We start from the raw sequence: 20,196 nt of genomic DNA on the forward strand, positions 1-20,196 counted from the left end.
TTTGGAAGCTTGCTTTCATCTACTGTTACAGTAGCATCATTATTTCCTGGTGTTACTACTACATTTGTAATTGGATTTCCTTCAACTACTGTTTGTGTTGGATTTGATACTGTTGTTGGAGCTATTGGTGTAATTACAGCTGCAGGTCTTGAATTTGCATCCTTAGGATTTGATCCCTTATTGTTTTCTTCAACATCTGTTACTCCGTCATTGTCATCATCTGGATCTGTTACATCTGGATCTCCATCTTTATCAGTATCTCTTTGAACAGTGATTTCAACAATCTTAGTTACTTTTGAACCATCTGGGTTTGTAACAACTACAGGAATGTCAAACTTTCTTGTTTCCTCAGTTGGACCCCAGTCATTTACATTCGGTGTTCCACTAATTGTCTTTGTTGTTGGATCATAAGTAACTCCGTTTGGAAGCTTGCTTTCATCTACTGTTACAGTAGCATCATTATTTCCTGGTGTTACTACTACATTTGTAATTGGATTTCCTTCAACTACTGTTTGTGTTGGATTTGATACTGTTGTTGGAGCTATTGGTGTAATTACAGCTGCAGGTCTTGAATTTGCATCCTTAGGATTTGATCCCTTATTGTTTTCTTCTACATCTGTATATCCATCATTGTCATCATCTGGATCTGTTACATCTGGGTCTCCATCTCTGTCTGTATCTCTTTGAACAGTGATTTCAACAATCTTAGTTACTTTTGAACCATCTGGGTTTGTAACAACTACAGGAATGTCAAACTTTCTTGTTTCTTCATTTGGACCCCAGTCATTTACATTCGGTGTTCCACTAATTGTCTTTGTTGTTGGATCATAAGTAACTCCATTTGGAAGCTTGCTTTCATCTACTGTTATAGTAGCATCATTATTTCCTGGTGTTACTACTACATTTGTAATTGGATTTCCTTCAATTACTGTTTGTGTTGGATTTGATACTGTTGTTGGAGCTATTGGTGTAATTACAGCTGCAGGTATTGAATTTGCATCCTTAGGATTTGAATCCTTTGCTCTTTCATCAATATCTGTGTATCCATCATTATCATCATCTGGATCTGTTACATCTGGATCTCCATCTCTGTCTGTATCTCTCTCTACTCTGATTTCAACAATCTTAGTTACTTTTGAACCATCTGGATTTGTAACAACTACAGGAATCTCGAAGTTTTTAAATTCTTCTCTAAGTCCCCAGTCATTTACAACTGGTGTTCCACTAATTGTCTTTGTTGTTGGATCGTAAGTAACTCCGTTTGGAAGCTTGCTTTCATCTACTGTTATTGTAGCATCATTATTTCCTGGTGTTACTACTACATTTGTAATTGGATTTCCTTCAATTACTGTTTGTGTTTGATTTGACACTGTTGTTGGAGCTATTGGTGTAATTACAGCTGCAGGTCTTGAATTTGCATCTTTCGGATTTGATCCCTTATTGTTTTCTTCAACATCTGTTACTCCATCATTATCATCATCTGGATCTGTTACATCTGGATCTCCATCTCTGTCTGTATCTCTTTGAACCGTTATCTTAAATGTCTTTGTTGTTGTTTTTCCAGTAGCATCCTTAGCTTCAACAGTTACTGTGAACTCTCTTGTTTCCTCAGTTGGGCCCCAATCAGTTACGCTTGGTGTTCCACTAATCTTTCCATTGTTATATGTTACACCGTTAGGAAGATCCTTAACTGTTACTGTTGCATTTGGTGTATCTGTTGTTACTTCAATTTCATCAATAGGATTACCTTCTACTACAGTCTGATCTGCAATTGGATTGATTACTATAGAAGGAACTGAATTTGCATCCTTAGGATTTGATCCCTTATTGTTTTCTTCTACATCTGTATATCCGTCATTATCATCATCTGTATCTGTTACATCTGGATCTCCATCACCATCAGTATCTCTCAGTACTGTTATTATTACCTTCTTAGTTACCTTAGAACCATTAGAGTTTGTTACTGTTACTGGTATTTCAAACTTTCTTGATTCTTCATTTGGACCCCAATTTGTAATATTTGGGCTACCAGAGATTATTGCAGTTCCTGGATCAGAATCGTCTATAGTAAGTCCAAATGGCACCTTTGTTCTATCAATTTTCGCATTTGAGTCAATATTATCTGGATATATATTTACTCTCTTTATTGGCTTTTTGTCAACAACAGTTTGCTCCTGATTTTCTATTGACATAGACTCTATTAAACCAATATAAGTAGCTGGAATTGAGCCAGCATTTTTAGGGTCTGAGCCCCTTGCATTTTCATCATCATCTGAATATCCATCGCCATCATCATCTGAATCTGTTACGTCTGGATTTCCATCTTTATCTGTATCTCTTTGAACCGTTATCTTAAATGTCTTTGTAGTTGTATTATCTAAAGGATCCTTAGCTTCAACAGTTACTGTGAACTCTCTTGTTTCCTCAGTTGGACCCCAATCAGTTACAGAAGGTGTTCCACTAATCTTTCCATTGTTATAAGTAACTCCATTTGGAAGACCAGAAACTGTTACTGTAGCTGTTGGATCGTCAGTAGTTACAGTAATTTCAGAAATTGCATTACCCTCAACTACTGTTTGATCAGCAATTTCATTGATTTCAGGAGCCTTAACATCTTTCCAAACTGCATAAACTTCTTTAGCAGAAGTAATATTTGTTAGGATATTTGCATCAGCTTCTGTTGCATCTGCAGTTGCAGCCCAACCCATGAATTGATATCCATCTCTTGTAGGTTCTTCTGGCTGTGTTGCAGTACCAGCTACTGCATTAACAACTTTATCTGTATTTGTTCCGTCAGCCCATTTACCACCATTTGTGTCAAATGTAACCTTAATAGCACCAACGTTAACTTTTTCGCTTGAAACCATTGGATTATTTCCGTCTGGTGAATAAGCAACTAAAATAACCTTATCGCCATCCTGGAAAGTTCCAGCAGGTACATTAACCTTAAACTTCCCTTCTTTTAAGTCAGAGAAAGGAATTGTTGTCTGAGCCTTAACTGGCTGTGCTGTATAATCTGTATCATCCGCAACATATTTATATGCCTTTACTATAACATTACCTGCATTTTGATTTGTAGCTTCTAGCTTCTTTGTAGTATCTGCAGGATTATCATATATAGTCTTAGGTACTGTTCCCTCAATTATCTCAGCCTTATTTGCCTCTATATCTGTTGTTGTCACATTTGGCTTTACAACTAGATAAGACTTTGGATCTAGGATGTCTGTCTTATCTGTTAGAAATTCTTGACCATCAGGAACTCCATCACCATCGGTATCAACATTAAACTTATCTGATTCAATTTCATCCTCTAGGAAGTCATATAGACCGTCCTTATCAGTATCTAGTACCTCTAGGAATGCATTAGAATATGTGTTCTGAACAATCTTATTTGGCTTTCCACCATCAGGCTTTCTGATTCCCAGAAAAGCATTTGTAGAATCTACAAAGTCAGCTGTTAACCATGACTCAAAGTTTAGCTGCTTGTTATTCGCTTCGATGTAGTCATTAAGAGCCTTTGCAAATTCTTGATTTGAAACATTGCTCTTAAGCTTATATTCAATAGTATAAGATCTTCTTTGACCAAGTGCTCCATAAAATACCTGTGAATCTAAAGTATTTCTTACCTTAGTAACCTTATTCCAATCTCCACCTTCTATACTTAGCTCTGGAGTATCTTTAGTTGAAATAACGCCATTTCCGTTAGGGTCAACTGTAAGTTTGATAGGATTTGATGCTGTTATTTTTCCTGTAGGCGTAGATACACCAAGTCTAACATTATCAGTATCAATATACTTTAGAAGTTCTTTAGGTATAACTTCGTTTATATATAGAACCCATCCGCTATTTGCCTGAAGGAAGTTTTGATCAGGCTTAAATGAAACAGTTGATTTGATAAGCTTATTCTTTGCATCATAGCTTACTGCCTTACCTGTATGCCCACCAGAGAAATTACCATCCTTAGACTTTGTTCCATCACCTGTTAATCCATTTAGGCCTGTTCCTAAGTAGTATTCATTTCCATTTTTTGGATTACTTGGAAGTTCTGGTACATTAGCATTGTTCTTTAGTATAAATCCATTGTCATATCCTGCTTTATCAGCTTTACCGTCTGATCTAACCCAAACAGTTGTAAAGTCAATTCTCTTTGATGCCATTCCTAGACTATCTAGAGTAGCACCATTCTTAAGCTTAATAACAACATCTGTATTTGTAATAACACCAATTAGACCTGACTGTACAGTCTGGTTGTTGATTGGAACCTTCCAAAGCGCTCCATTAGCTTCTTTCTCGAATTGAACACCATTAATAGTTATAGAATCTATCTGTGAGTAGAATTCATCATCAAAGAAATTTAATAAATATCTTCCATTATAAGGACCTTTATCTGTACCACCCCATGAACCCGCAAGCTTAGCCCACTTTGTTATAGTAAGGTGTATTCCATTACTGTCTTCCTTTGTGTAATCTGTTCTAGCATAATCTAAAACACCATCAGTTTCTCCACTGATTGTGTATTTTGTTTCGTTAACGACTGATCTTGGTTGACCACCCTCAGCAATTGCTGTTATAGGTGTCAAAAACATCATAAATCCTAGTACACATGATACTAGTCCTACTGATAACTTTCTCGTTCCATAGATTGGCTTTTTCTCTTCGCCTTTTCGTTTCTTGTGATCAATTAACTGTCTTAAAATCTCAAAACGATCCATTTAACCCTCCTCAAAAAATTTTCTTTATCCCACATCTAACATCATAATATATATGAGAAAACTAAAAAAACATTCCTTTTTATTCAATACAATTATACAACCATATTTAATTAATTATACAATATTATATTGATATTTGCAAGTGCTAGTCATGTTTACTAGAATAATTCTATCTGCATAATAAGCCTTTAAATTCAACAAATGTATAGTCATAACAAAGTCCATATTTTTAAGACATTTATAAGATATATATTTCAATTTTAATACAAAAAAACTTACTTCATATTACCAAAATTTATAATAACTAAGTAAGTTTTAAAAAAATATTATTTTTTACATAAATACTAAAATTTATGTCTAACACAGTCAACCATAAAACACGAATACTCCGGATATAACCTCAATTTTATCTTAGGTATTGAAGCTCCACTCTTTATACTAAAAATCATTTCTTCAAAGTTTCTTTTATCCTCTTCCCAACTAGCAATAGTTTCTTGTTTCTCTTTTTCACTGTCATAATCTTCATCAGCAATAGCTTCTTCTATAGCCTCTTCAAAATATTTTCGATTCTTTTCTTCAAGGCTAAAAAATTTTTCCTTTTGATTTTTTAACCATAAAACATAAAAATATTCTTCCCATTCTGCAGTATAATAGTACTCAACACAATCTCCACAAAGATTTAAAAACATATCATACTCTTCAAGTGCATAATAGACATCAATAATTTGGTCTTCTGAAATATCATCTGTATTAAAATCATAATTAACATCTTGACCGGGCTTTACTTTCTCTACATAAGAAATTGCTTTTGTTTTGTTTCCAAGATACACTTCACAATAAGCTAAACATAGTAATAGACGCATTCTATCAGGATAAATTTCAAGTAAGCCTAAGAATATTTCATTTGCTTTTTCATATTCCTTAAGTTCAAATAAAGATACAGCAAAATTAAAAGAAGTTACATAACTTTCTTCAATTTCTCTTGCTGTTTTAAAATAATTATAACTAATTTTTAAATTTTTTTCATCTTTAGAAAATTCAAACTCACTAAAATAATAAAGACCAAGACCTGTATAAGTTTCCACAAATGGAGAATTTAAGTCTTTAGCTTTATTAAAATACATTAAACTATCCTTAGAAAAATCCTCCCAAAAAGCAAGATTAGTGTAGACTCTTGCTTTATCATTATCACTTAAAGAACTTTCAAACTCATTTAAAAAGTCTTGTAGAAATTCAACATAATCAAATTCCTCATCTCTAAGTTCCACACAAACAGAAGCAAGAGTGCAAACAACATCAACATTTGATGGACATTCACTTTGCTTTTCTAAAAGATAACTTTTCATTTTTTCGAGATATTCTTTTGAAGTTTCAAAATCTTTTAAAAATGGTTTATTATATCTATTTTCATATTCTGTTTTTAATTCGTGCCAGTGTGATTTGATTTTATTTAACATTTTAATTACCTTTTTGATTCAAGGTTTAAGTACAAAAATATACAACCCTAATATTTACTTCTTAACTTTTTGTGCCTCTTTTTCTGCTTCATTTAACCAATTTTTAAACTCCCAAAGAAGTGGTGGTACATCTATATTACTATCTTTTTCTATTCTTTCTCTAATATCTTTTTGATACTTAAGATACTCTGTTTTATCTAATTTACTCCAAGCATCCACTGGTCTTTTTATCCCAAGTTTTTTTTCAACTGCAACAAAAATATAATTGTCAATAGGTATATGTAAACAATTAATAACTCTATCAAAAGAATACACCTGAAGCATATATAAATACTTTATAGTCATATTAAGCCATTTCTGTGCTTGACCATAAGTAAGCTTTATTCCATGTTCCTCATATTTCTTAATAATTAAATAACATACTTTTTCATGCCATGAATTAAATTCTTCCGGACTTGTAATATTACCTTCATTAATTATTGGAATTTCTTTTTTAAAAATAACATTAACAGATTCTTTTAAATCCGATATAATATTATCCTTAGTATCTATTGGTAAAACACCAAATCTTAATGTACGACACATATCACGATATGCTCTCTTACTAGCTACCTCTATTGAAATATTTAAATCTCCAAAGTAGGAAAATTTTAAAAATTTAAGAAGTTCTTCATCTTTATCTTTATTTTTTCCATTACACATTTCAGCGTCTCCTTTTTCTATAAATATTTTTGTATAGTTAAGCTTTATAATTTTATTATCAATAAAGTAATAAATTTTAGGAAATCTAATTACATAGATTATATTAAAAATTTATAAAATTTATTTTATTATATGGTTTTTTCTATGAATTTTCGATAATACATCAAAAATTATATTTTAAAACTAACAATAAAGGATATCTATTACACTAATTTTTTATAAAACCTAACAATAAAACACTAAATATAATTGACTATTTTGCGGTAATTTTTTTAATTCTTTTTTCGTACTCACATATCATCACAACCGACCTATTATAAATCATTTTTGAAAGTTGAGAAGCCGTACCATCAAAACATATAATGTTAAAAAATTCATCTACAAATGATTCCATTAAATAATTACTTTTTACAAATATTTCCCAAGATATCTTTTTATTTTCATCTACAAATAGATTTAACCATTCTATAAAGTCATTTGTAAAAGATTTGTAAAGTTTATTATCTATATTGTTTTCTTTATAATATTTTTTTATTTCTTGCAAAAGTTTATCAAATCTTTCCACAAAATATGTACTCAAAATTTTTTGTTCACAAGATGGCACTGGCATAAAATTTCCTATCATACCAACACTATGAGATAATCTATCTAGGTCACAATTTTTGTTACAACGAAATTTGTCCTAATCTACAGTTTGTCTACCTCTCTGCTTTTTTCTTAGTTCAGGAAAAATTTTTACAACATTCTGTTTAGTAGAAATAAGTGTTTCAGCAGAATTAATTTTTTCTAATTTATTATCCCATAAAACAGAATATAAATCTTCCATAATTTTAAAAGAATATTTTTTACGCATACTTTTACAATAATCTAAATCGAGACCTTTTATATTTGCATTATAATATCGATACGTTCTTTCAATAAAAGAAATATTATTGATAGCAAAATCAATATCATTACTTAATCCAATCTTACTAGTATCAAATTTTGTACGCAAATCACAAAAAACATACCGTCCTCCAACTTTTTCTCCATATACCGAAGATTTACAGAACTTTTTTTCTCCAAAAGCAAAAGATGTAACTAACTCATTTTCATTTAAACTTGATACTTCAATAATTTTCTTTAATGATTTTCTCAACTATTTTCCCTCCACTTAAAAAATTATCTGAAACTACTATGAATATTTAAAAAATAAAAATTTATTTTTCTGTAGGATACTTTAAACAAAATTCTTCATTTATTTTTATAACTATGAGAATTAAAATTCTAAGAAAAATATAATAGTCTTGATTATTACTATATTCATCTGATTTTTGAGTTCCGTGCAAGTATTTGTTACGAAGATCTAAACCATTATCAAATACAGATTTATTAAGAAGATAATTATAATAATCCTGTTCTGGTTTTGAAAAAAGTGAAGATGAAAATTCTATCATTCCTAAACTTTTAAATTCTTTAAGTATATACTTATATTTTTTTAAATATGAAAAACTCGCTACATTGTGGTTATATAAATCTTTTAATATCTTTACCTTTTTATTATATGGTATTATTTTTTTATTATCATCAATTTTTATAATATTTTGTTCAATTAACCAGTCAATTTCAGTTTTTTGATGATTATTAAACATATCATAATATATAGTTTCTTTATTTAATAAATCATAAAAAGAATTATATTTCCCTGATAACTCAGGGATAAAATAAATTGGTGATTGATCAGAAAATAATAAATGACTTATTTTTTTGTAATTGTCTCCACGTGGATAAATGTACTTGTTATGTATCATACTTGGTATATTTTTAATAAATATATGTTCTGATGACATATGTAATAGATCTTTATCAATTTCTCCATCTTCACAAAAAAATTTAAATTGTTTTAAAATGCTATCAATTTCAGCGGCAATATTCCTACACTTTTCAAGATATGAAGCTGTTTTTGAAGATACATTAAAAATAAATCCATCAGCATTAAATTCCTGTTTTAAATAAGTGCAAAAAAACCATTTAATAATCTCCTCTAAATAAATATTGTTTTTTTCTAATTCTCTACAATATCCAATAATTTGAAGTTGAGCTAGCATTTGATTAATATTAAATGTTGTTCCAGTGATATATTCGTTTATCCCTTTAACTCCTAGAGTTCTTTCGAAAATTCCCAATTGAGATTCAATATTAACATGAGAAGATCTACACTGCAAATCTATATAACCAAATAAATGTATAAAATTATTCAACAATGTTGGATAATCCAAATTGTCTTCTATCCATTTTGAACTATATGAAAATGATAACAATCTATTATTTCCTTTTTCAAATATTATTTCTTCATCTAAACTATCAGAAAAAGAAATATTTACACCATATTCTACTCCTCCTTCACCTTTAAATAGCTCTTCCATTTGTTCTTCATATTTTCGTTTCGCCTTTAATTTTAATTTATCTGGCAAAAACAATTCATTCTTACTATTAGATTTAAGAATTAATTCTAAATAGTTAGGGTTTAAAACATTACTTGATATATAGTTATCCAATATTAACACTCTCTTTTCACTTGATAAATCAGATGGAAAGTATAATTTTTCTGTATATCTACCTTGTTTTTCTAAATAATATCTTAATAATATTTCTGCACAAAATGGATTTTCTTCCATATACATAACTATTTCCTTTGAAAAATAATTTACAATTTTATCACACTTTAAAATATAGTTTAATATATATTGATTGTTTTTAAGTATTTTTATAAATATTTCTGCAGGTATTTTTTCGTAAACTTTATATTCATTTATAATCTTCCAAAAATCATCTCTGTAATTATAATTTATAGTCTCTATTATCTTTTTCAATTTATTTATATTAATCTCTGAAAAATACTTACCAATCACACTTTTAAAACTATTTACAACTTTAATATAATCCTCTAGTTTATTCTTATCCCAATATTCAGAATAAATTTTATTTTTAAAAAATTGTTGTATATTATAAAGTTCAATTATTTCGTTAATATCTGTTCTTTTTGCTTCTAGCACAAAGTTGTTAATTAGAGTTTCTATTCTCTCCGTATCAAATCCTAGACTTAAATCTTTTACAGAATAAAATTTTACTCTTAAAATATCATTTGAATCCATAGTTATAATATGCCTTTCTTAAATTAAAATCCTTATAGTTAATATACATATGACAATTAATTTTAAATTATTTAAATTCATTATTTATTTATCATTTTTTGTTTTGTAAAAATTTTTTCTTTACGCCTCTTCTCCAACAATGCAAAAGAATCATAAAAACTCAGTTCTCCAACAAGTAACATAATTAACAACTATATACGGGAATATTGAAAAACCTATTTTCGCCTTAAAACGTATATGTCAAACCAATACAAATGTTAAGTTGCCCCAATCATCTAACAGAACAATATCTTCGAAACATTTTTATCAATTGTCATTATAACCATTCTTAATCGTATCAAAGTAACGTTTCCAATATTGCTCTCTTTCAATAATCTTCACAGAATCATACGACAAACCAAAACTCTCTAACAATGTATATGTAAAATACTTCTCAAAATACTCTGCACCATTCTGTTCATAGAGTGCAATAAGTTTTTTATTTCCACCATGCTTAGAATCTAAATAATTACCCCATCTTTGAGCCACCCCATATTCTCCTGTGGCTGAGCCAATATATAGTTTTCCAGTATGAGCATCCGTAAGACAATACACACCTGTAGTCTTTTTCAAAGCTTCATAATAAGTTGGGAGAATCCGACCATTGAAAATGTCAGATAATCTATGATACTGTAGATGCACACGGTCGTATCCTTCAAACTTCTCACCACTATAAACACAGGGAAGAACCTCTAGTACAATTCCTTCATCAAGATATATATTTAATCAAATTAAATATATATCTTGAAAAGGTGTTACCTTTTTTGTATTTGATGATGAGCCTTCCGAATAATGGAACAAATCTATCAAGCGCTTGAGCATCAGCCCAATCATTGGCTGGAGTATCTATTATCTGTGCAACCGAAATAAGTAACCATTCATCTTCTAGCATTCTTGCAAAACTAAAAACCCATTGTTCTGGATAAAAGTTTCTCTGCTTTCCATACACCCTTAATATGAACAGTCCTTGCAAATACCGTTTGCTTTATCTCCTTCAGAATGTTTTAACTATCTATCAAGAAATGGTTGTCCTCCACTTCCAGCTTGCATATTAAATTCTATTTTACTATTATTAATCTCTTCTTGTGACAAATGAAGAATGTCATTTAATAATAAATCCATGTAGACACCACCATTAATATTATTTCTTTATCACTTTTATAAATACCTTTGCTACCTTGTGTCCATACTTTTTTAAGCCTATTCTAATAACAGCAATAGCGCTTATTCCAATTATATTATTACCTTGTTTTTGATGTTTGGGACATAATCCCATTTTGTTTTTTGGATCTGTAATGATTCTTCCACACACCATACAAGTTTTTTCTTTATTGCTCATAATCATCATTCTCCACAGTTATAACATATATTTCTTGATTTTGTGTTTCATCCATACCAACGGAAAATGCACTCTTGCTTTTTTCAAGAGCTGGTTGTATTTCTTTCGAGAAATAATGCCAACAGTTCAAATTATCCTTGGTATATGGGAAGTAATCATGCATCAAATTCACAGCTGTTATCCCTTTAATTGTCACTGGCTTTGTCAAAAAATCATAAATAACGTGTTGGTATGATTGTAACACTTCTTTTGCTATATTTGATTCTCCCAAATATTCCAAAAGTTGTATTCTAACTCCAACATACTTTGTTGCTATTTGTAAGTCACTAGTAAGAAAGCTCATATATGAATTCAACGAATTTCCAAACCCTAAAAATATTCTATTAGTTCTTTTAGCAAGTGAACGTGTAGTTGTTTCAATATCAGCATAAATAGCATTCAAGGCAGTTCTAATTTTATCGTCTGCAGCTTTCAACGAAGCAATTTTTTCCTCTACTGTTTGTTTATGCTCTGCTTCCAAAATAAGTGATCTTGCATCTAAAAAAGGGACAATTATATCTCGGTCTCTATCCTTCTCTAATTGATATGTTTGAAGCTCTTGAATATCGGCTAATTTCGCATATATTTGACGCATTTGTATTTGATTTCCAATACTACGAATAGTTTCAATATTTCCAGTATTACTCATTACTTTTTTTAAAGTAATATCCTTTACACGCACACCCTCTTCATCAAGGATAACAGCTCGTAGATTACCATCAATTTGTTTTGATTCACCTACAGTATAAATACCTTTATTTAGTTTATCCTTGATATTCATAGGAAGGGAATCAAAATCTGGCAATAAAGTCACATTTCCCTTCAATATTACACCAGCTTGATGTATAGCATCGTTTATTATTCCTATACTTGCAAAAGGAATATCCTGAATGACTTCAAGGTTAGATTGTTCTCTGATTGATAATGCCATTTGTTGAACATACCCATCAAAGAAATCACTCATCAACGTTATATCACGACCATATTTATCAGCATCTGTTTTAAATATAACGAGAGGCCTTTTTACAGTTTCAACAATTTTTACATCTTCAATTGTATTATTAGTATCTGAATCCACTATAACCACCTCACTAATTACTTATTTTTATCTGTTTTCATACAAAAAGATAAATGAATACACGAAAAGCAACTTCCATAATATTTAGTTATATGCTTAAGTTCATACACGGAAACTTTATCTCATTTCAGGTTTTTACTAAAGTTATATGGAGTCTGCCCTATTCGTCTCTTACTAGTTCTTAAACACTAATATTCTTTTTATTACATACTTATATAATAACATCAGATGTTTTAATCTTAATACTCAATGTCTATAATACACTAACTCGAATAAATTTTAAATTCATAAAATTATTTTAAAAAATTACTATCCTCTTTTTACTATTAAATCTTTAAATTTCACTGTATTTACTATGATATTTAATAAATAGTAGTTTTACACATTTATTCAGCTATATATTTTTTCTCAAATATAGTTTAAGTTATATTTTTATTTTTTCAAATCCTCTACTATTTCCTTAACATATCCCTCTAAACCTTCTATATCTAGAAATTCTGGGTCTAAGTGGCAGAGGAAGTGCCAGTCTGTTGTTTCTTTTTTTCTGTATAGAATTGCTTCGCCATCTTCACTTCCTAAAAAGCTTCTATCTACTTCATAGCCATTTGTTTCTAAGAAATCTTTTATCTTATTGTATTTATTTTCTCTTTCTTCAATATAATCTTTTACTTCTTCGTTGTTAATTACATAGGCATCTATTTTTGAATATCCATCTATAATTTTTTCTTTTGTGATTGATAGATTAGAAATTTCTTTCCAAATAATTTCAACATTTTCTTCAGGGTCAAACATAAATCTGGATAGTGGTACAATATTTTCATTATAGACAATTTCCATATAATCAGGTATGTTTTTAGGATTAAAATATTCATATTCTATATTATCTTCTTTTTCTCTGGTATATCCGGGTATTTTGGATACAAATTCTTTTCCTTCTTCTAAAGAATCAAATACTACTAAATCTTTTGAATAATTATTTTGATATAATTCCAATATATACATCTATTAACCTCCGACCCCTAATAAATATTTTATTAGATATTAACTTTTTCCTTTAATTCTGATAATTTCTTTTATAACAAAATAAGTTTGGCTTACTTTATTCACTGTATGATATATATCTATCCAATGCAGTAAACACTTCTTCAAGGCTGAAATATCCAATTTTTCGTATTGCTTCTTTTCCCTCAACGAAAACAAGTATTGCTGGTGCTCCTAGAATGTTTTCTTGTGCTGCAAGTGAGATATTATTATCTATTGATATATAGCCAGTGAATACTTGCGGATGTGTTCCACTCCAAACTGTAATTTTCTCTTTAAGTGCTTTGCACGGAGCACAAGCCTGTGAACCAAACAAAAACAAACTAAACTTTTCTTGTTCTTTCAGTGTTTGATACTCTGTCAATGTTTCGATAATTCTTATTTCTTGCATAATTTCCCTCTTTTCAAAATTTTAACAATAGATTTATTTAAATCCATCCTTAGCTTAAACATCTTATCATCAAAATATACTATTTCTATTAATTAAGTTTTTCCAACAAAGCTATACTCTCCACATGGATTGAGTGAACACCAAGTATGTCAAGCAGTTACGTTCGTATGTGGGAACATATCCATGAACTTTTTAACGATAGCATAAGGTTATCGTTAAAAGGTAGTACCTAGACAAACTGAGATTTGTAGGGCTATATTAACAGACTAAGTTGATTTAAAACAGCCCTACAAATTAGAACTTACTGACATTATAACTCATCAAACAACCAGTCCTCAATGTCAACGAGCTAAATCAATCTTGTAAAACACAGTAAACATTTCATTTACGGACAAATTATCTCTTCCCTGATTTTCTTTGGTTTTAACGTTTACTAAATTGTGATGCTTTACAAGCTTTCTTAAGACCTGGTTTTTATAACCGATGCTAGTTAGGCATTATTTTTAGTCTTTTTCAAGATTTGTTGCTTAAAAAACCATAGATAACATTAATAATCATCAGTAGTGGAGCAAAAGGAGTGAAATTTGGAAAAAGATAACCAACTAATAATATGAGCACTAGCTGCAATCCATATAATAGTGCCCAACGATAAGGCATCTTTTTTTCTTCAGCTGATAACTGTCTTTGACTCGTCTTAATCACCGTTGCTGTCATGATTATCCAAGCTACATCCCAAAGGGCAAGAACGATGAGGTAAAACAGGAGAAATTCAAAATTAGCGGAATTCTGTCCAACCCCTCGAGTCGCTAAGGGAACAAAACTAGCTGCTAAAAGCCATAAACTATTGGCTCCAAATAAATGAAAGCTGACATGATCTACTAATTTGTAGAGTTCATGATAATATATCCAGACTGCCATGATTTGCAAAAAACTAGTAATGTAAATAAAAATCATGGGTAGTATGCTGCTAAGTCCTGCTACGGTCAATTCATTAGGTAACTGTAACTCCAAGGCCATAATTGTGACAATAATAGCCAATATAGCATCTGACAAGGCTTCTACTCTTTCTTTTTTCATTCTGCTCTCCTAATAACTTCTTTTTTGCTTTTTTCTAATGGTTGAGAGGTAGTTTCTAACGGCTGTGTTGAGGACTCTATGCTGCAGCCATCAATCCCACAAACTAAACCTGTATCTTCTGAATTGCTATCTAGTAGTTGAAAAGGGGTATCTATCATTTTATTGTTCTCCTTCCTCTGCTTGAATTTGTTTTAATACCTCTAACATGTATTCATAAGGCTGAGCACCTGAAATGCCATACTTATTGTTCAGAACAAAGAAAGGTGCACCTTGAACGCCTGACTTATGAGCTTCTAAGATATCGCGTTTGACTTCGTCAGCAAACGCATCTCCAGCAAGTACCTGCGCTGCCTCTTCTTGTGGTAGAGCGAACTCACTGATAACATCTAGTAACACAGAATGATCCGCAATATTGGCATGTTCTTCAAAGTAAAGATGGTACAAGGCCGTAATGAAATTTTGATGATCCTTTTTTTCTAAATACTTCTGCGACCATTTAATAAGACGGTGAGCTGAAAAGGTATTGGTTGGGATAATCCCCGCTATATCAATATGAAGCCCTTCTTCATTTCCCATGCTTTCCATGTGTGCAAACTGAGCTTTAGCTTGCTCAGTGGTCATACCGTGACTGGAAGCAAACTCTGTGAGCATGGTTTCACTTGTTTCTAAAGGCGCATTGGGATTTAGCTGGTAAGCTTTCATTGTCAAATCTTCCGGGTGTAAACCAACAGCTGCCATAGCACGCTTCATCCGACTAGCACCAATGTAACAAAATGGACAGGCAATATCTGACCAGTAACTAATTTTCATATTTCTTTCTTCCTTCCTTTCTTTCCACTACCAAGAAGCTTTTTTCAACCCAGGAATGACACCTTGGTAAGCTTGCTGGCGTAAACAAATCCGACAAAGTTTAAACTTGCGGTAGACCGAATGCGGGCGGCCGCATGCCAAACAGCGTGAGTATTCTTGAACCGGGTAGGCCTTCTTTTCCCTTTGTATCAAAGCTTTTCTTGCCAATTAAACCTCTTTCTTATCAACCAATTTACCCTTTTTAAAGACTAATAAACTCATCAGAGTAGGCTGAATACCAACTAAAGAAATGAGACGGGTCACTTGAAAAATATCTGCTTGGTAAAGCATCAAATGCTCTAGTTCAGCCGTGTCTATGAGTTCTTTTTGCCCAAGAAACGATAGACTGCATTGATTTTCTGAAACAAGAAGAGCTAGATTTTAATATAATTTTTTCTTCTTAATTTTTCTCTAGACTATCCTCATTTTTTATTCGAGAATTAATGCTTCTTGAAATTTTCTCATATGAAGAAGCTGTAAATTCGGTCAAAATTTCTTCAATTGCTATGCACTTTTCATTAATCAATTTATGAAATAATTCATCAGAGAATGCCTCTATCAAATTTTCTATCCTATTCACATAATTCATACTCTACTTACTCCTTAATTATATCTACAGATAGTTGCAAGTGGGCGAAATTTTGGACAATAAAGCTACAGTCTCGCAATGTACTGTTCTTGGAAATTGATTAAAGATTTTTAATGTTTTTAGTTCGTAGCCGTTTTCGATTAGCACTTGTACGTCTCTTTTTTGTGTTTTTGGATTGCAAGAGATGTAGACCATTGTTTTTGCACCACAGGAGATTATTTTTTCCAAGGCTTTTTGGTTTATTCCGTCTCTTGGTGGATCAACGATGATTACATCTACCATTTCTTTTCTGTTTTCAATTTCTTCTAAGACGTCTCCGGCAATAAAGGTACAATTTGTTAGTCCGTTTTCTTTTGCAGACTTGTTTGCACTTTCAACTGCTTCTTCTACGATTTCAATTCCATATACCGCTTTTGCTTTTCTTGCTACAATTTGACCTATTGTTCCCGTTCCTGAATATAGGTCAAAGACTACTTTATTTTCTATGTCTCCACAAAGTTCAATTGCTTTTGAGTATAGATTTATTGCTCCAAATACATTTGGATGGAGTTACTTTAAATTCCAAGTCAAATATTTTTTCCGTTATATATTCTTTTCCAAAAATTATATTTATTTTTTACGGAACAACTGCATCTGCTAGTTAGTCGTTTTCTGTATGCACGATTGACTTTATTTTCCATTCAAATTTCATTCCTAGAAGCATATCTACAAAACTTTTTTTGTCAAATTCACTTTGTGTTGTTGTTACGATATTAACCATTATTTCGCCAGTTGTTAGTGCATAACGAATGATTAAATGTCTTAAAAGTCCTTCATGATTTCTCTTTTTTACAAATGGAAGATTTTTTTGTCTTACAAAGTTGATAATTCCGTTTCTTATTATTTCAAAATCTCTATGTACTAGGTTACATTCCTTTGTATCTACAACTTCGTAAAATCTATTCTTCTTATGCATTCCAAGCATTACTGGGCTATCTTTATACATATCAGCAAATGTATATTCCATTTTATTTCTATATGCAGTTTTTAATGGACTTTCAAATATTTCAGGTTCTTCTGAATATAAGCCTGGAAAGGACAACGATAGCCCTCTCCAGGAGTTAGCTTTTATTCAACCCACTACAGTTGACAAAGAGCCAAAAAAAAAGCCTTGGTTTCCAAAGCTTTTTTTATGTTATAATCTCATTAAAATAACCCCCAGTTAGATTTGGAATATTTTTTATTCTGTGTCACATAAAAATAAATAAAATGAGTGGCTATAGCTAGAGCTAAAATGGTTGTTATACTCACTACTATTATAGGATTAGAAGCAAAGATTAAAGAGAGAATCAATGCAGCCAGATAGAGTGTCGCTTGTACACAGTAGTAACTTTTCGAATAGCTAAGATAGTGTTTGTTATAGGGCCCATTTGCTAGGACAGCAGCTTGAAATAGGCCAAATCCGATATAATAGAAACTGGTTGCAAAGAGACGATTAACTTCAGGATTCAGAAGAAAACTCATCGAAACAGTCATCATAATAAGTCCAATGAAAATAGGATAGTGACTGTAAACTAGAAATAGTCCCTTTTTATCAGAATTTTCATCAATAGCATGGTCGAATTGACCAAAATAAAACAAGAACAGAGAAAGCGTAATAATGAAATAGAGAACCGAATAAATCGAGAAATTCTCGATTGTAAAGAAGTCAGTTAGCTCCATAATCATCTCTCCAAACGTAATAATGACAAGAAGGGAGAAGCGCTCGATTAAATGGGGGAAATTTACCTGGTAATGCTCATCTTTACTAAGCAAGATAATTGGCATAATAAATGTTAGCAGAATACTAGCAAATAAGGTATAGACTCCAACGTAAATAGGAAGAAGAGCTGCTAGATAGACTCCTAAACTTCCTAGACCTGTTATCCATAGAAAATCTTTGATACTTTCCCGATTAACATCATCGGTTGATTTTCTAAAAAACTCAACCAAATATTGAAAAAATAAGGTAAGGGTTAATGTACCAATAGCCCAACAGAGATAATTAAAATATTGTTGCCAATCAGGTCCCATCATATTGGCTATAAAAAGTAAAAGTCCCATTTTGATAAACATGATTACTATGTTAAATAAAGAGTTCTTTCCATAGCGATTGGTATAAACGGTTTGAATCATCCAGGAATCGGTGAGAACCAAGACAGCCATGAAAAAATCAAGGAAAGAATTCCAAGTCAAAATACCGTTATGAAGATGGTCAATTAAAGTAGTTACTTTTGAAATTGCAAAAACAAAAACTAGGTCATAAAAAAGTTCTGAAAATTCTACACGTTTATGTTTAATAAGAGTTGTCATCTTAAGTCCTTTCTATTTTAGATAGTATAATTTATTATAACAGAAATGGCAATGAAATACAAGGAGATTCTTAAATAACTTAATATGGCGCGAATTGTCAACACCTTGACTTCTTTTGTCATTTACTTGTCGGTTTCTGTTTTGTAAAATAGTCTCATAAATACCTTCCATTCCTACTAAATCATTTTAAAATGCCTTAAAGCCTCCATGATAGCTTCCTCTTTTTCCGGTGTGCATTGTGGAATAACCTGTTTCTCTTTTTTGGATTTATTATAATGCTCCCTTAATTCAATACCACATTTCCTTTTAATCTGTGTAATATAGAGTGTCGAAACCTTTAAATCAAATTTTTTCTAATATATATTCCTTAATTTGTGCATAAGACGCTTTACTTTCAGCACTTGTCAAATCAAGCTCATCAAGCTTAATTTCAACATCTATATGCTTATCGACATCAAGTTTGGACAATAGTGCTACCGTCTCAACATGAACAGAATGAACGCTAAGTATGTCAGGTAGTCCTGTATGTATGTGGAAACATATCTATAAACCTTTTAACGATAGCGTAAGGTTATCGTTAAAATGTATCAGAACGATAAATTTAGATTTATCATAATCATAACCATTTTTATTACAACAACTTAGCCAAGTAATAACCATTAATTCGTAGTCTCAACTACATTTATTAATCCAAGACCATCAAAGTAATCATAAAGTTCACTATTATATTTTTTTACAATTTCACTAGCCCTTTTATTCCAAAAACTATATATACGTTGTATTTCATCAATACAACCTTTCTTATCTTTTGATGTATATATTTCTAATGGATTATCTGATATTTTGTACCCTGACATACCATGAATTTCTAAAAAAGATTCATATGTAAACTTCTGAAAATACTCATCTGTATTTTTCATAACCCCTGAATATACTTTGTTTAAATACGAATCTAGAGAATCATAGCGATTGAGTTTTGCACTCGTTCTTCCATGACACATAGGAATAACCCAAAAATTAGCTAAACAATGATACTTAGACCGATAGTCAATTAATTCTTTAGGCCACTCTTCTTTTGGACTTCGTTCTTTTTGCGATCTATTACCCAAAATCACATTCGCAAGTGAATTAAATGAATGAATAGTATCTCCCATATAATTCTCATTTTTATATGTCCCATCTTCATTTAAAATTTCTACATTATTTCCTCCTAAAATGTCTTTATATACTATTTTATAGAAACCCACACTAAAATCTGACATGTCTTCATCTGGAGCACTTTTATATAGCTGTGGGCTATATATAACATTATCTTTCAAACAAATTTTATGGACATTTTTATCACATTTGATAGGAGTAAGTAATATTTTATAAACTGTATTTTCTTTTTCTGTCACTTTATTCCCCCCATGTAAATT

General features: G+C 30.9%; 21 protein-coding genes and 1 pseudogene. All 22 read right to left on the reverse strand.

Annotated elements, in window-relative coordinates:
• The coding region (locus tag ACLGL0_RS03965; RefSeq protein WP_411013711.1) for a putative Ig domain-containing protein at window positions 1–4,712 on the reverse strand (4,712 nt) is incomplete at its 3' end.
• Window positions 4,713–5,056: 344 nt separating this feature from the next.
• Window positions 5,057–6,169 carry a tetratricopeptide repeat protein gene (locus ACLGL0_RS03970; protein ID WP_411013712.1) on the reverse strand — a complete coding sequence of 371 codons (1,113 nt, stop codon included), beginning with the start codon at window positions 6,167–6,169 and terminating at the stop codon, window positions 5,057–5,059.
• Window positions 6,170–6,223: 54 nt separating this feature from the next.
• Window positions 6,224–6,871: a hypothetical protein gene (locus tag ACLGL0_RS03975; protein WP_411013713.1), complete on the reverse strand. Its 648-nt coding sequence runs from the start codon at window positions 6,869–6,871 to the stop codon at window positions 6,224–6,226.
• 253 nt (window positions 6,872–7,124) lie between these two features.
• Window positions 7,125–7,496, reverse strand: coding sequence for a hypothetical protein (locus tag ACLGL0_RS03980; protein ID WP_411013714.1), 372 nt, complete (start codon window positions 7,494–7,496; stop codon window positions 7,125–7,127).
• 57 nt (window positions 7,497–7,553) lie between these two features.
• Window positions 7,554–8,009 carry a hypothetical protein gene (locus tag ACLGL0_RS03985; protein ID WP_411013715.1) on the reverse strand — a complete coding sequence of 152 codons (456 nt, stop codon included), beginning with the start codon at window positions 8,007–8,009 and terminating at the stop codon, window positions 7,554–7,556.
• Between the two features lie 61 nt (window positions 8,010–8,070).
• Complete coding sequence (locus tag ACLGL0_RS03990) at window positions 8,071–10,005, reverse strand: hypothetical protein (RefSeq protein WP_411013716.1); 1,935 nt, start codon at window positions 10,003–10,005, stop codon at window positions 8,071–8,073.
• Between the two features lie 306 nt (window positions 10,006–10,311).
• Window positions 10,312–10,617: a GIY-YIG nuclease family protein gene (locus ACLGL0_RS03995; RefSeq protein ID WP_411013717.1), complete on the reverse strand. Its 306-nt coding sequence runs from the start codon at window positions 10,615–10,617 to the stop codon at window positions 10,312–10,314.
• Window positions 10,618–10,753: 136 nt separating this feature from the next.
• A complete protein-coding gene (locus ACLGL0_RS04000; RefSeq protein ID WP_411013718.1) occupies window positions 10,754–10,993 on the reverse strand; it encodes a hypothetical protein in 240 nt (79 codons plus the stop codon).
• Window positions 10,994–11,185: 192 nt separating this feature from the next.
• The gene (locus tag ACLGL0_RS04005) at window positions 11,186–11,383 is read right to left on the reverse strand and encodes a hypothetical protein (protein WP_411013719.1); all 198 of its coding nucleotides are present in this window, start codon (window positions 11,381–11,383) and stop codon (window positions 11,186–11,188) included.
• Window positions 11,373–12,500, reverse strand: a complete 1,128-nt coding sequence (locus tag ACLGL0_RS04010; RefSeq protein WP_411013720.1) for a hypothetical protein — start codon at window positions 12,498–12,500, stop codon at window positions 11,373–11,375. Before ACLGL0_RS04010 ends, ACLGL0_RS04005 begins: the two co-directional genes overlap by 11 nt.
• 432 nt (window positions 12,501–12,932) lie before the next feature.
• Complete coding sequence (locus ACLGL0_RS04015) at window positions 12,933–13,502, reverse strand: hypothetical protein (protein ID WP_411013721.1); 570 nt, start codon at window positions 13,500–13,502, stop codon at window positions 12,933–12,935.
• A gap of 97 nt (window positions 13,503–13,599) precedes the next feature.
• The gene (locus ACLGL0_RS04020) at window positions 13,600–13,932 is read right to left on the reverse strand and encodes a thioredoxin family protein (RefSeq protein WP_411013722.1); all 333 of its coding nucleotides are present in this window, start codon (window positions 13,930–13,932) and stop codon (window positions 13,600–13,602) included.
• Between the two features lie 513 nt (window positions 13,933–14,445).
• Complete coding sequence (locus tag ACLGL0_RS04025; protein WP_411013723.1) at window positions 14,446–15,009, reverse strand: TMEM175 family protein; 564 nt, start codon at window positions 15,007–15,009, stop codon at window positions 14,446–14,448.
• Window positions 15,006–15,167 carry a hypothetical protein gene (locus tag ACLGL0_RS04030; protein WP_411013724.1) on the reverse strand — a complete coding sequence of 54 codons (162 nt, stop codon included), beginning with the start codon at window positions 15,165–15,167 and terminating at the stop codon, window positions 15,006–15,008. The genes ACLGL0_RS04025 and ACLGL0_RS04030 overlap by 4 nt, the downstream gene beginning before the upstream one ends.
• 1 nt (window position 15,168) lies before the next feature.
• The gene (locus tag ACLGL0_RS04035; RefSeq protein ID WP_411013725.1) at window positions 15,169–15,819 is read right to left on the reverse strand and encodes a DsbA family oxidoreductase; all 651 of its coding nucleotides are present in this window, start codon (window positions 15,817–15,819) and stop codon (window positions 15,169–15,171) included.
• Window positions 15,820–15,846: 27 nt separating this feature from the next.
• Window positions 15,847–16,026, reverse strand: a complete 180-nt coding sequence (locus ACLGL0_RS04040; protein WP_138021999.1) for a type Z 30S ribosomal protein S14 — start codon at window positions 16,024–16,026, stop codon at window positions 15,847–15,849.
• Between the two features lie 232 nt (window positions 16,027–16,258).
• Window positions 16,259–16,447, reverse strand: a complete 189-nt coding sequence (locus ACLGL0_RS04045; RefSeq protein WP_411013726.1) for a hypothetical protein — start codon at window positions 16,445–16,447, stop codon at window positions 16,259–16,261.
• 24 nt (window positions 16,448–16,471) lie between these two features.
• Window positions 16,472–16,972, reverse strand: coding sequence for a class I SAM-dependent RNA methyltransferase (locus tag ACLGL0_RS04050; protein WP_411013907.1), 501 nt, complete (start codon window positions 16,970–16,972; stop codon window positions 16,472–16,474).
• 115 nt (window positions 16,973–17,087) lie between these two features.
• Window positions 17,088–17,528 (reverse strand): class I SAM-dependent RNA methyltransferase, encoded by a 441-nt coding sequence (locus tag ACLGL0_RS04055; RefSeq protein WP_411013727.1) that lies wholly within the window; start codon window positions 17,526–17,528, stop codon window positions 17,088–17,090.
• 104 nt (window positions 17,529–17,632) lie between these two features.
• Window positions 17,633–18,778 (reverse strand): low temperature requirement protein A, encoded by a 1,146-nt coding sequence (locus ACLGL0_RS04060; protein WP_411013728.1) that lies wholly within the window; start codon window positions 18,776–18,778, stop codon window positions 17,633–17,635.
• 176 nt (window positions 18,779–18,954) lie between these two features.
• Window positions 18,955–19,273: pseudogene (locus tag ACLGL0_RS04065) on the reverse strand (23S rRNA (uracil-5-)-methyltransferase RumA); the annotation flags it as partial.
• 164 nt (window positions 19,274–19,437) lie between these two features.
• Entirely contained in the window at window positions 19,438–20,175 is a 738-nt protein-coding gene (locus ACLGL0_RS04070) for a hypothetical protein (RefSeq protein WP_411013729.1), read from the reverse strand.
• Between the last annotated feature and the right edge of the window lie 21 nt (window positions 20,176–20,196).

The organism is Parvimonas pharyngis, assembly GCF_046569675.1.
Classification (GTDB): domain Bacteria; phylum Bacillota; class Clostridia; order Tissierellales; family Peptoniphilaceae; genus Parvimonas.